The sequence below is a fragment of the Parasutterella sp. St.1A3 genome (assembly GCF_059728705.1).
Window position 1 is genome coordinate 262,125 of record NZ_BAAGFK010000001.1, and the last position, 12,338, is coordinate 274,462.

A 12,338-nucleotide genomic window follows, 5' to 3' on the forward strand; every position below is an offset into this window, starting at 1 on the left:
TCCGGCAGGGATTTCACATCCGTTTTTTGTTTACGGTCAAAGTATAATTTTTCGAGCAGCTCCGGTGAGTCTTCGAAATGAACGGAGAAAGAGCGTCGTGCGATGCTGTGCGGCCGCTGCAGGGATTTCTCGTCACTGGTGACGAGAAGGATGTCAAACTTTCAAAATCCTCAACCTAACAGGAAGTCCGAAATGAAAAAAATTAAAGTCGGTATTGTCGGCGGAAGCGGCTACACAGGCATTGAGCTGCTTCGTCTTCTTGCGCAGCATCCGAATGCGGAAATCGTCACCATTACCGGAAGAAAAGACGCCGGTACGCATGTGGCGAAGATGTTCCCTAATCTTCGCGGACGTTTGGATCTGACATTCTGTGATCCTTCCGAGGCTCCGCTCGATCAGTGTGACGTGGTATTTTTTGCGACGCCGCATGGCGTAGCGATGTCCATGGCGCGGGAGCTGACCGCCAAGGGCGTCAAGGTTATCGATCTGGCGGCGGATTTTCGTATTAAAGACACGGAAGTGTTTAGCAAATGGTACAAGATGGAGCACAGCTGCCCTGATCTGCTTGCTAAGGCCGTATACGGTCAGCCTGAGACAATGCGCGAGCAGATGAAGAAAGCGGATATTCTCGGTATGGCCGGCTGCTATCCGACAACGATTGAGCTCGGTCTTATGCCGCTTTTAAAACTTCACAGCGCGGAAAAAGACATTGTGAATCTCAATGTCTCGATCATTGCCGACAGCAAGTCCGGCATCAGCGGCGCCGGCAGAAAGGCCGACGTGAGTTTGATTTGCGCAGAAGCTGCCGACAACTTTAAGGCCTATGGCGTTGGCGGCCACCGCCACGAGCCCGAGATGGTTCAGCAGCTGAGCGAATTCGCGGGCGAGAAGGTTCCGCTCACGTTCATTCCGCATCTTCTGCCGACGATCAGAGGCATCTTCTCGACGATTTACGTGCGTCTGACGGAAAAAGGCACGGGAGTGGATTTCCAGTCTCTGTATGAAAACGCCTATCGTGACGAACCCTTTGTGGACGTTCTGCCGACTGGATCGCTACCGGAGACGAGGTCGGTACGCGGATCCAACATGGTTCGCATCGCGCTTTACCGCAAGGAGCCTGATCTGCTCGTGATCCTTGTGGTCGAAGATAATCTCGTTAAGGGTTCTGCCGGACAGTCTGTGCAGGCGATGAATCTGCTCATGGGACTGCCTGAAAGCACAGGGCTGGATCAGATTGCGCTGATGCCCTAAAAGAAAAAAGCCTCTGACTCCATGGAACCTGAATTCCGTGCCTTCTAGGTGATAAATCTTGGAGGCACGGGTATCTTCAGAGCTTCCAACGTCGCTCTTAGTTTCTTAGGGATTAGGTCCCAGTAAAAAGAGTTTTCTTCGTCAGATTTCCTGCTGGTTACGTCAACAGCGCCCATCATTCTTAGGAAGTCCGGTGTATCGTTTGGCAAGTACTTTGACGATGCGTCCTGCTTCGCTTCGGTTCTCTTTGCTAAGGTAAATCTCATCTTCAGATTCATTAGAAGAATCAGGCTTAAAAATAAAACGAAGACTTTTCCTTCAAGAGCTCTTTCCTGGCAGCGCATCCGACGGCCTGAGCAACGTTCTTTGAGATTGTTGAAGTTTTTTTCGATGATATCTCTCTGTCGATATATTCTGAGAGCTTCATTTGCTGAGCCAACAGTGTTCGAGACAAGAACGAACAGCCCGAAGCTGTGTACCTTGTTTTCCCATTTCTTCGGACTGTAACTCCATCCCTGAGAGCTCTTTATGAAGAAACGTTTGATTAAATCCTTATCTGAGTCCTTGAGAGCGATTTTCTCTGCAAGTTTGTCTTGAACTTTCTTAATTTGTCTGAGAAGAGACTCATTTTCACTGGCAGCTCGCTCCGAATCCAAATAGACATGAATGTAAAGAGGTCGCGTTTCTAAATATCCGGTTGCAGGGTCTCTGTAAGACCACGTTGTTGACGAAGTTTTAGCCTGGACGCCAAATTCCTCTAAGAATGTATCAACGCTTCCGAATCGGAGCTGGGGTTCGAAGCTGCTCAGAACAGATTTGCAGTAATTCAGATTAGTTTTAGAGCCACAAATAAATCCTAAATTCTGCTCGTAGAGCCGGTCGAGCAAGGTAGGAGAACTGAAGGCTCTATCCATCACTAAGTTCACCTGAGAGCTTCTTAAATCGGCGGCGTCCGCAAGCATTTGTCTTAAGGCTAATGGGTCACTCAGAGAACCCTCCAACACTTTGTAGTAGAGAGGTTCTCCAGAATATTCCGAGACAATCAACCCTAAATTTAATTGAGGCAATTCCGAGTTTTCTTTGCTATAGCCGTAAGCGACTTTGCGGATCGTTTCGGAATAAGACGATATTGATGTCGTATCAAAGCTCCAATAGACATCTCCTTTAGTCTCAAGCTGCGAGTACAGCAGCCGTTTCCTCAGAAAAGACATTATCTCCGGGTTGGAGACTTGCTCAAAGAGATCAGAAACATGCTGAGAGTCGGTCGGCGTACAGGGAAGCCATGTTTGGGCGCTGTAAATCTCAAACTCAGAAGCAACTGCACCTGGGTCTGCTGCAAAAAATATAGCTAAAGAAAGAAGATAAGCAGCCCTGTCTTTACCGAAAACCGCTTCCAAATCAGCTTGCAGATGGTTTTGCTTAGCAATTTCCCATAAAACATATGAGGCACCGGCCGACAAACGTGTATTTTGATCAAGTTCATCAAGAAAAGCCTTCCTTTGCTCTGCATTTGGAACCAAAGGCGGCAAAGGACATGCGGCGCCGCCAGACAACCGAACCTTCCTTCCAACAAGTTTTGCCTTGCAGTCTTTTAAGGCTGGATATTCAGCGAGAAACTTCCTTCCCAACTCAATTGAATCATCTTCTAAAAGTCTTCCAACAGTCTTTTGGAAAACCTTTTCACATTTATTGTTGCTCCAGCGGTTCTTGTAGAAAATCGCATAACGAATCCCATGATTGTTCTTTACAAACACAGGATGTATGAAACCTGTTTCTAGGAAGCTCTGTTCCTGAGTTTTGCTATCCATATTTGTAGGGTGATTGCTTGCTTTCATAGGTTATAATTATCGCCTATGAAGTTAAAAAAGTCCATCCCTACATTGCTCAAAAGGAGCATAAAATCAATTGGTTAAATTGAAGATGAGACTATTTGTAAAAATAGCTCCTAGAATTTTGGGAATTCAGGTAATATCTCAACTTGGGGGAAGCTCGTAAGGGCTTCCCCCAAGTTTTTATTAATCTTATAGTGGTATTCCGTGGACATCCTCACCGCCCGTTGATAACGTGAGGCTCAGTCGGAGAATACATAACAGAGGAACAGCTTCATGAATTATTCTGCGCTCGTTGTTTCCAGTGCTCCCGGTCGATTTCCCGAGATGCTGAAGGCGATTGAGTCTCTTTCCAACGTTGAGATCCACCATAAAGACGAGAAGACATGCCGCTGCATTGTCATTATTGAAGGCGAAGATATCGGCGTTGAAATGGACAAATTTAAGGAAATTTCCGCACTAGACGAGGTCGTCGACGCGTCCCTTGTCGCACATAACTTTGAAGAGAGCGCGGAGATTACTCCCATTCAAGATTTAACCCGGCTCAACTAGGGTTCATTTTTAATCTAACTCGCAAAGAGTTAAATACAGGAGCGAAAATGACGATTAATACACCCCAAATTAAACGTCGTGAGTTACTGAAGAGCGGTCTTGCAGCCTCGGCAGCCATGACCGTCGGTATCCCGGTATCAGAAATAGCTAAGGCAGCAGTACAGTCGACTGAAGGCACCGTTGTATGGACCAAAGGCGTCTGCCGCTTCTGCGGAACCGGCTGCGGTCTTTTGGTCGGAACCAGAGACGGCCGCGTAATCGCAACAAAGGGCGATCCGGATGCGCCGGTCAACCGCGGTCTTAACTGCATTAAAGGCTACTTCAACGCAAAAATTCTCTACGGCAAAGATCGTCTGACTCAGCCCCTGATGAGACGCACAAACGGTAAGTTTGATAAGAACGGTAAGTTCGAAGCAGTCTCCTGGGACGAAGCGCTCGATGAGATGGCAAAACAGTTCCTGCGTGTCTACAAGAAAAAAGGACCGACAGGTGTTGCGATCACAGGCAGCGGTCAGTACACCATCCCTGAAGCTTACGCGGCGAGCAAGCTCGTTAAGGCCGGTTGGCGCTCCAACAACCTCGATCCGAATGCTCGTCTTTGTATGGCGAGCGCGGTCGTCGGTTTCTATCAGGTGTTCGGTATTGATGAGCCTGCAAACAACTACAGCGATATTGAGAAGTGCAACACCATGATCCTGTGGGGCAACAATATGGCCGAAGCCCATCCGGTTCTTTGGTCACGTGTTGCCGACCGTAAGCTTACGCACAAAGATACGAAGATTATCAACGTCACGACGTACAGGAACATGAGTTCCAACCTCGCTGACCAAACCATCATTTTCAAACCCAATACCGACCTTGCGATTCTGAACTACATCCTGAGAGAAATCGTCAAGCGCGACGCGGTCGATCACGATTTCGTGAATAAGCACTGCATTTTCGCGGCCGGCGCGATGGATATCGGCTACGGCATGCGTCCGACCGACAAGTACGCATTCCCAGCAGAAAAAGATGTTCAGGCCAAACAGAACGAAATCAAACTCGACAAGTGGGAAGCCATCGCACAGGGCCGTAAAGAGGGTCAGGTTGTTAAACAGACTCAGCAGGGCGGAAAAGCCGGTGCCCACTGGAGCATCACTTTCGAAGAATTCAAGAAAGGGCTGGAGCCTTATACCCTTGACTTCGTTGCGGAACTCTCCAAGGGAGATCCGGACGAACCGATGGAAGAATATAAGAAGAAACTCGTTAACCTTGCCGACACAATGATCGACAAGAAGAACGATGTCCTCAGCTTCTGGTGCATGGGCGCCAACCAGCATCAGCGCGGCGTATGGGTGAACGAGCAGATCTATGCGGTTCATCTGCTGCTTGCCAAACATGCTCGCCCGGGCAACGGCGCGTTCTCTCTTACCGGTCAGCCCTCTGCCTGCGGTTCTGCACGCGAAGTCGGAACGTTCTGCCACAGACTGCCTTCTGACCTGCTCGTTGCCGCAAAACCGGCGCGCGTCAAGAGTGAAAAGATTTGGGGTGTTCCTGAAAAGACTATTAACCCGAAAGTCGGTCAGGCCTTTATGGGAATTCTTCGCGGGTTGGAAGACGATTCCATTAACTTCCTTTGGACTCAGGTTGTGAATCCCTTCCAGGCGGCTCCGAACTCCAACCACTGGCTGAAAGCGGCCCGCCATCCGGACAATTTCATTGTCGTAGCGGATGCCTATCCGACATTCTCCTGCCAGTATGCCGACTTGGTTCTTCCGGTTGCCATGATCTTTGAAAAATGGGGTCTCTACGGCAATGCCGAAAGACGTACTCAGGGCTGGCAGCAGATGGCTAATCCTCCGGGAGAGGCAAGAACCGACCTTTGGACCATGATGGAATTTGCCAAACGCATCAAGATCAAAGACTGCTGGGGCGAACAGCCTGTCCCGGGCCTTAAGGTCGAAGGATATGAAGACGGCAAGCTGCCGAGCGTTCTTGACGCAGCGAAAGAAATGGGCATCGATCCGGAAGCCACGCTCTACGATGTTCTTTACGCTCGTGACGACTACACCAAAGTCGCCTGGCCTGATCCCGATCTCGAAAGCAAGATCAACAGTACAGCTGCTCCTGCCAAACTGAACTGGTTCCCGGAAAAAGCGCTCTTTAACGAGTACCGTCAGTTCACACTTGGAGACGGCCATGACCTGGCTGACTTCAATACCTACATGAATTCGACAACGCGCGGCCTGATGTGGCCTGTCGTCAACGGCAAGGAAACACCGTACCGCTTTAACCAGGACTATGATCCGTACGTTAAGGAAGACGGTTATCAGTTCTACGGCAAGCTCTTTAAAGCGATTCCGACAGGCAATCTGTACGGAGTGACCGATCCGAAACCGGTTCCACTGCCCAATAAGGCGAAGATTTTCTATCGTCCGTATGCGGCACCTGTTGAGCAGCCTGACCAGAACTATGATCTGTGGCTCTGTACCGGACGTATTCTTGAGCATTGGCATACCGGTTCAATGACCATGCGCGTACCGGAACTGGAAAGAGCTCAGCCGAACGCGTTCCTGTATATGAACCCCGATGATGCGGCTAAGCGCGGCCTCAAGAACGGCGATTACGCCACGGTTGAAAGCCGCCGCGGCAAGATCAGCGCGATTGTTCAGACTAACCAGCGCAACTTCATGCCGAAGGGAACCACCTGGCTTGCGTTCTTTGACCGTAAGGTTCAGACCAACCAGGTTGTGATCGACGCGACGGATCCGATTTCTGAAGAACCGGATTTCAAGAAGTCCGCGGTCAAGGTTTACAAAGCAGGTTAATTCCTTAACGGAGGAGGGCGCTTCTAAAGCGTCCTCCCAAGCTCATTTTCTATGACTACACACTCGAGACGCGATGTGCTCAGAAAGGGCGTGCAGATCGGAGCAGTCGGAGTCGGCGCCGGTCTTCTGTGGGGACTTTTTCTGCAGAAGACGGGGCGGGCCCAAGGCTTTGTTCCTCGTCCTCCCGGAGCTTTGCCGCCGAATGAATTTGAAACCGCCTGCTCTAAGTGCGGGCTCTGTGTGGAAGCGTGCCCCTATGACACACTGAAACTTGCAGGCTTTAAGGATATCGCTGCTCCGGGAACTCCGTTCTTTGAGCCGCGAGAAATTCCCTGTTATATGTGCAGGGACATTCCCTGTGTGAAAGCGTGTCCATCCGGGGCGCTTCCTCATACTTTCGAAGACATTACCAAAGCAAAAATGGGCGTCGCGGCGATTGACCATAATTCGTGTCTTTCCTGGCAGGGGCTTCGCTGCGAGATCTGCTACCGAGACTGTCCCGAACAGAATAAGGCCATCATTATTGAGAACCATCCGAGGCTTCTCAGCAAGCATGCGATGTTCGTTCCGGTTGTGATGCCTGACAGCTGCACGGGCTGCGGTCTCTGCGTGCACAGCTGTCCGACGGATCGGCCCTCTATCAACATCGTCGATCCGGAAAAATTCCTGGGCAAGATTGGTGATCACTACCGTCTTGGCTGGAAAGAGAAGCTGGATGCTCGAGCAGTCCCCGAGGCTCCGATGAAGGACGCAGGAAAGCCCGGCGGTCTTGATTTTCTGAATTCGGAGCTGCCATGACGGAAAAACAGAAAAAGATACGCCACCTTTCTCAGCCGAAAACGGCAGCCGAATGGATTTATCGTCTTCGGTTTACGATCGCGAGAAGATTCGTGCAGTTTTGTCTTCTGGCGTTTTTTTTCGGTTCTGCTCGATTCGGATTCAAGGTCGCGGATAAATTTATCCTATCCGGTGATTTATCAAGTTCCAGAATCTTGGACATGATTCCGCTTGCAGACCCGTTTGCCGCGCTTCAGCGTCTGTGCGCACAGTACTGGCTTTCTCCGGAAACGCTGATCGGTGCAGGTTTGGTTCTTGCGTTTTACTGGGTTGTCGGCGGCAGAAGTTTCTGCGCCTGGGTATGCCCGATGAATCTCGTGACTGACTTTGCATTTTGGTGTCGGGAAAAGCTCGGTATCAAAACCAATGTGCTGTCCCTCAGTTCAAATCTGCGTTATTTGCTTTTGGCGGTGTCATTGATTCTTTCGCTGTGCACTGGCATTGCGGCGTTTGAGGCGATTAGCCCGCAGGGAGTTCTTTGGCGCGAGATCGTTTTTGGCGGAGTCTATGGTCTGCTGAGTGTGATATTCGGTATCTTTGCTCTGGACTTAGCGGTATCGAAACGCGGCTGGTGCGGCCATCTCTGTCCGCTTGGAGCGTTTTGGGCGTTGTGGGGCCGCCTCAGCGCGACGAAGGTTAAGTTTGACAACGATACCTGCACTCGCTGCGGCGACTGCCTAAAGGTGTGTCCGGAGCCTCAGGTGATCAGTTTTAAGGACGCCGCCAAGGTCGGAATGATTCGCTCGGGAGAATGCACAAACTGCGGAAAATGCGTAAGTGTATGTCCGGAAAATAGCTTGAAGTTCGGAATTCGATTTATTAAAGATACAAAGAAAACTCAATAGGAGTTCCTATGAAAAAACTTTTATTCATCTCATTGTTCCTGATGGCTGCCGCGCCGACAATGGCTCAGAATCCTTCGGATAACGCGATAGAAGATAAATTTGTTCCGCCGATGATTCCTCATCCGGTGGCAAACTTCTTGCCGATTACACCGACGAAAAATGCCTGCCTGATGTGCCATCAGCCGGCTAAACCCGGAGTTGAGGCAAAGAAGGGCCAGCCGACACCGCTTCCTGCCAGTCATGTGACCGGAGATAAAGTTAATCCGAATCGCTATGAATGCATGCTTTGCCATGCGGAAGTTCTTCCCGCGAAGAAGTAATCGCATGAACGCATAAAGAAAAATCCGGGCGAGTGCTCGGATTTTTCTTTTAGAGGTTGTTTTCGCTGGCCCAGACCGCCGCTTCGACTCGTGATCGGAAGGAGAGTTTGCGAAGCAGGTGCTTTACGTGAACCTTTACGGTTCCGTCCGATATGGAAAGGACTCGCGCAATTTCCTTATTAGTTTGACCATGCGCGATAAGTTTCAGAATTTCGAGTTCCCGGTCGGTCAAATCGGACATTCTTCTTTCTTTTCCGAATCCGTCTTCTTTCAGGCATTCGGCCAGCACCTGATTCATGGGTCCGGAGAGGACCGTTTGACCGTTAAGGCCGCGTCGGATGTCTTCTAAGATTTGATCAGGTTCCTGATCTTTAAGGAGGTAGCCGTCGGCGCCGTTCTGGAAACACTGCAGCAAATCGGCCGAGGAGTCGGAAACCGTCAGCATAATGACTCGAATGGACGGGTCTTCCTGTTTTACAGCCGTTAAGATTTCCACGCCGCTGGTGTTTTTCATATTCAGGTCAAGGAGTACCAGATCCGGTTCGGATTGGCGAACGGCAGCCATTGCGCTTTCAAAATCGCCGGCTTCGGCGACCACTTCAAATATCGGGTTCATTCCCAGCAGCTGGACAACGCCTCGTCGGAAAAGAGGATGGTCGTCAACGACGACAACTCGATAAGTTTCTGCCATACCGTTCCTATCGTGAAATTATTTTATTGACTATGGTGTGAAATCTACAACCACCTGTGTTCCGTTTGGCACGGCAGGCTCGATTGAGATGACTCCTCCCAATATTCTAGTGCGCTCATGCATGATTTCTAATCCGTAATGGCCCTCCTTTTTCACGCCTTTAATACCGCATCCGTTATCCCTAACAACGAGGCGGAACTTTCCTGATGCGATCGGGCGAAGCGTGACGAAGACTTGGTCGGCTCTGGCGTGTTTTTCTATGTTGGTCAGGGCTTCACGAAGAATCTGCAGGAGATGAATTTGTTTGTTTGCGTCAAGCTCAAAGCTTTGAAGCTCGACATCAGTGGTGTAATGGAAGCCGTCGCGTTCCTTGAACTCGTCCAGAATGGAGAGGATGTTCTGTTTCAGATCGGATGACTTCGGTTTCAGTCGGAACGTGGTCAGCACGGAGCGCAGCTGCTGATAGGCGGTTTGGACGCCGAGCTTGAGCTCATCAAGAATGCTTTCAACTTCCGGACTTACCGTTCCTTTGTGAAGTTCTGTGCTCAGGCGAGCGATTTGAATTCGGGAGAATGCGAGCGACTGAGCAATGGAATCATGCAGTTCACGCGCAATCGTGGAGCGCTCTTCGAAAAGAGCGAGGCGGCGGCTTTCCACACTTTTTTGAGAATTATCGATTGCCTGAGCAAATTCCTGACCGAGGTTTTTGGTGAACTCGCGGTCGACGCGAACGTTCGCGTCCTCTTTAAAAAGTATGAGAAGCGTGAGCTGAGTGGTATTGATGTCCGCAGGTATGCAGGCAAGGCTGTATTTTTGTTCGTCGCGCAAGAAGTGCAGTATGGAATATTCTTTTTTAAGCACTTCATTAAGTTTGATATCAAAGCTCTGTACCGGCGGGTAGTTCGTCTGATCGGCCTCTGCAATGAAGCGGAGCGTGTCGGAGCCCGCGGAGCGCAGGCCGAGAGCGGCTGAACACGCGTCTAGTCGCTTGGTGATCAGCAGAAGGGCTTTATCGAGGTGTTCGCGCTCAAGCTGCGCGGTAAACAGGATGTTTTTCAGATCATAGAGAAGCTGGATCGCATCTTTCTGAAGATTCAGATCCGCGGTTTTTTCTTTGACTTCCTCTTCCAAGTTTGTGTACAGACGAGAGAGGTCCTCGATCATGAAGTTCATGCTGTCGGAGAGATTGCCGATCTCATTGTCTTTACGGTAAGAGCTTCGGCGGGAGAAGTCCCCGGCGCGTACGGAGGAGGAAAGATTGGAGAGCTCTTCAAGCGGATCAAAAAGGATTCGTCTTAAATAAACGCGGACAAAGATAAAGAGCAGCAAAGCGAAGAGCATCAGCAGCGAAAGACCGATGCGGATCTGTCGGGTTTTAATTTCGAGATCTTTTTCCAAGTCCAAAACGAATTGATCAATTTTGGAAACAAAGGAAGGGATGGTGTCGAGGAATAGGGTCAGTTCGGTTTCAGGCGAATGGATCACCTCTTCGGCGAGCGGCTTGATGGTTGAAAAATATGAACCGCTGATCGCGTCATATGTTTTTCTGAGATCGTCCTTAGGGTCGTTCGGGATGGCATCAGTGAGACCCTGACTCGAGAGGCGCCGTTCAAATTCCTTTAGGGCGCCGCCGATTTCTTCAGCTCTCTGAGCTTCGGGCAGGCGCGCTGAGCGTGCCGCTGTCAGCGATAAGACATAGCTCTGCATACGAAGAGAGCCGGAGATATTGATGGCGCTTCCCTTTCCCGTGGAGTCCTGCGTGACCTGCAGGAAAGAGAAGAGGCCGATAAAAGCGACCGCGGTAATCGCGATCAAGACGGCGGAAATCTGAGTGAAAAGAGAGTTTCTAAAAGGGAGCACTTTTTTCATATGATTTCCGCCTCCTGTCAGTGTTTATCTTACTTAAAGCCTTCGTGCGGGAAGTCTTTAACCGCGTGCCAGAGGACCTCGGAGCCCTGCATGAAGTCTTCTGTCTTCATGGCTTCATGAGGATTGTGCGAGCCGTTCTGGTTGGCGACAAAGATCATCGCGGCGGGGATGCCGAGGCCGCCGAATGTGACCGTGTCGTGGCCGGCTCCGGAAGGAAGCTCTTTGGTTTTTAGGCCGGCTTCAGCGGCGGCTTTGGAGAGATGCTCTCTGAGCGCCTGATGGATGGCGAGCGGTTTACTCGAGATCAGTCCGTCGAACTCAAATTTAACGCCGCGTTTCTTGGCGACTTCTTCGGCTTCTTTGACCAGGACCGCGTGGAATCCGTCAAGGGTTTCCTGAGAGAGAGAACGGATGTCGACACAGAAAGTGACTTCGCCCGGAACAACCGCGATTGCGGAAGTTGCCGCGGTGTGAACGACACCGATCGTGAATACGAGGTCGTGTCCTGCCTTCAGCCATTCGTCCCAGAGACAGTCCATGCGGTAGGCCAGTTCAGCAAATGCCAGAACAGCATCATGGCGGAACTGTTTGTCAACGGCGCCGGAGTGAGCGGTCTGACCGACGCATCGAATGTTTTTGTGACGGACGTTTCCGCGGATTCCCGTCACGATACCGGCGCGCAGGGTATCGGAAGAGTCCAGTGTTGGGCCCTGTTCAATATGAAGTTCAATAAAGGCGGCCATCTTGGAGAGGTCCACCACAGGTTTTCCGGTTGTCAGCGCATCGGGATCAAAGCCGCAGGCTTTGATGGTTTCCGCAAGAGTCTTGCCGCTTGTGCGGTGTTTCAGAGCGAGGTCCTTGTCGGTGAGCTGTCCGGTCATGCCGAGCGAGCCGACATAGCACTTGCCGAACCAAGAGCTTTCTTCCATGCGCATCATCAGGACGGTGAAATCTCTTTCGGGCTGATAGTTGGTTTTGCGCATCCAGCGGGCGACGCAGAGAGCGGCAACGATGCCGGCGAGACCGTCGAAGTTTCCGCCCTGAGGAACGGAGTCGGCATGAGAGCCGCTGACCAAGGCGGGCAGATCACGGTTTTTACCTGGGACGGTCATCCAGACGTTGCCGGCCTTGTCTTCAGAAATTTCGAGGCTGAGTTCTTCTCCGATTTTTCTGAAGTACTCAAGAACCTGAGTTTCTACTTCGCTGTAGCCCTGGCGGGATACGCCCTGGCTGTCAAGCGACATTGCACGAACATCGTCAAAACACTTCTGCGCGAATTCAAGGCCTTCACGCTGGAAATCTGTAGACATGAAAAGATTCTCCTTAATCAGATTGGT

The 12,338-nt window shown here is 50.7% G+C and carries 10 protein-coding genes; 6 read left to right on the plus strand and 4 right to left on the minus strand.

Going from position 1 to position 12,338, the window contains the following annotated elements:
- Nucleotides 1–192: 192 nt before the first annotated feature.
- Nucleotides 193–1,251, plus strand: a complete 1,059-nt coding sequence (gene argC / locus AC6I1F_RS01230) for an N-acetyl-gamma-glutamyl-phosphate reductase (RefSeq protein ID WP_251569864.1) — start codon at nucleotides 193–195, stop codon at nucleotides 1,249–1,251.
- Between the two features lie 44 nt (nucleotides 1,252–1,295).
- On the opposite strand, the gene AC6I1F_RS01235 is transcribed toward argC, so the two are convergent.
- Nucleotides 1,296–3,086, minus strand: coding sequence for an IS1634 family transposase (locus AC6I1F_RS01235; protein ID WP_497801579.1), 1,791 nt, complete (start codon nucleotides 3,084–3,086; stop codon nucleotides 1,296–1,298).
- A 270-nt stretch (nucleotides 3,087–3,356) separates the two neighbouring features.
- Between AC6I1F_RS01235 and AC6I1F_RS01240 the strand changes: the two genes are divergently transcribed.
- The 5 genes from AC6I1F_RS01240 to AC6I1F_RS01260 are packed head-to-tail and all read left to right on the plus strand — an operon-like array spanning nucleotide 3,357 to nucleotide 8,441.
- Nucleotides 3,357–3,632 (plus strand): chaperone NapD, encoded by a 276-nt coding sequence (locus tag AC6I1F_RS01240; protein ID WP_160335381.1) that lies wholly within the window; start codon nucleotides 3,357–3,359, stop codon nucleotides 3,630–3,632.
- Between the two features lie 47 nt (nucleotides 3,633–3,679).
- Nucleotides 3,680–6,439, plus strand: coding sequence for a nitrate reductase catalytic subunit NapA (gene napA / locus AC6I1F_RS01245; RefSeq protein WP_160335382.1), 2,760 nt, complete (start codon nucleotides 3,680–3,682; stop codon nucleotides 6,437–6,439).
- Nucleotides 6,440–6,490: 51 nt separating this feature from the next.
- Nucleotides 6,491–7,237, plus strand: coding sequence for a ferredoxin-type protein NapG (napG, locus tag AC6I1F_RS01250; protein ID WP_160335383.1), 747 nt, complete (start codon nucleotides 6,491–6,493; stop codon nucleotides 7,235–7,237).
- Nucleotides 7,234–8,121: a quinol dehydrogenase ferredoxin subunit NapH gene (napH, locus tag AC6I1F_RS01255; RefSeq protein ID WP_160335384.1), complete on the plus strand. Its 888-nt coding sequence runs from the start codon at nucleotides 7,234–7,236 to the stop codon at nucleotides 8,119–8,121. Before napG ends, napH begins: the two co-directional genes overlap by 4 nt.
- A gap of 8 nt (nucleotides 8,122–8,129) precedes the next feature.
- Nucleotides 8,130–8,441, plus strand: coding sequence for a nitrate reductase cytochrome c-type subunit (locus tag AC6I1F_RS01260; RefSeq protein ID WP_160335385.1), 312 nt, complete (start codon nucleotides 8,130–8,132; stop codon nucleotides 8,439–8,441).
- Between the two features lie 49 nt (nucleotides 8,442–8,490).
- On the opposite strand, the gene narL is transcribed toward AC6I1F_RS01260, so the two are convergent.
- The 3 genes from narL to AC6I1F_RS01275 are packed head-to-tail and all read right to left on the minus strand — an operon-like array spanning nucleotide 8,491 to nucleotide 12,311.
- On the minus strand, nucleotides 8,491–9,132 hold the full coding sequence (gene narL / locus AC6I1F_RS01265; protein WP_251450953.1) for a two-component system response regulator NarL: 642 nt from the start codon (nucleotides 9,130–9,132) through the stop codon (nucleotides 8,491–8,493).
- A gap of 30 nt (nucleotides 9,133–9,162) precedes the next feature.
- Nucleotides 9,163–11,001, minus strand: a complete 1,839-nt coding sequence (locus AC6I1F_RS01270) for a histidine kinase (RefSeq protein ID WP_251569343.1) — start codon at nucleotides 10,999–11,001, stop codon at nucleotides 9,163–9,165.
- 29 nt (nucleotides 11,002–11,030) lie between these two features.
- A complete protein-coding gene (locus tag AC6I1F_RS01275) occupies nucleotides 11,031–12,311 on the minus strand; it encodes a Zn-dependent hydrolase (protein ID WP_160336366.1) in 1,281 nt (426 codons plus the stop codon).
- Nucleotides 12,312–12,338 lie beyond the last annotated feature (27 nt).

Coding starts and splice junctions, on each gene's coding strand:
- argC (WP_251569864.1), top strand. CDS start 193: ATGAAAAAAATTAAAGTCGGTATTGTCGGCGGAAGCGGCTACACAGGC.
- AC6I1F_RS01235 (WP_497801579.1), bottom strand. CDS start 3,086: ATGAAAGCAAGCAATCACCCTACAAATATGGATAGCAAAACTCAGGAA.
- AC6I1F_RS01240 (WP_160335381.1), top strand. CDS start 3,357: ATGAATTATTCTGCGCTCGTTGTTTCCAGTGCTCCCGGTCGATTTCCC.
- napA (WP_160335382.1), top strand. CDS start 3,680: ATGACGATTAATACACCCCAAATTAAACGTCGTGAGTTACTGAAGAGC.
- napG (WP_160335383.1), top strand. CDS start 6,491: ATGACTACACACTCGAGACGCGATGTGCTCAGAAAGGGCGTGCAGATC.
- napH (WP_160335384.1), top strand. CDS start 7,234: ATGACGGAAAAACAGAAAAAGATACGCCACCTTTCTCAGCCGAAAACG.
- AC6I1F_RS01260 (WP_160335385.1), top strand. CDS start 8,130: ATGAAAAAACTTTTATTCATCTCATTGTTCCTGATGGCTGCCGCGCCG.
- narL (WP_251450953.1), bottom strand. CDS start 9,132: ATGGCAGAAACTTATCGAGTTGTCGTCGTTGACGACCATCCTCTTTTC.
- AC6I1F_RS01270 (WP_251569343.1), bottom strand. CDS start 11,001: ATGAAAAAAGTGCTCCCTTTTAGAAACTCTCTTTTCACTCAGATTTCC.
- AC6I1F_RS01275 (WP_160336366.1), bottom strand. CDS start 12,311: ATGTCTACAGATTTCCAGCGTGAAGGCCTTGAATTCGCGCAGAAGTGT.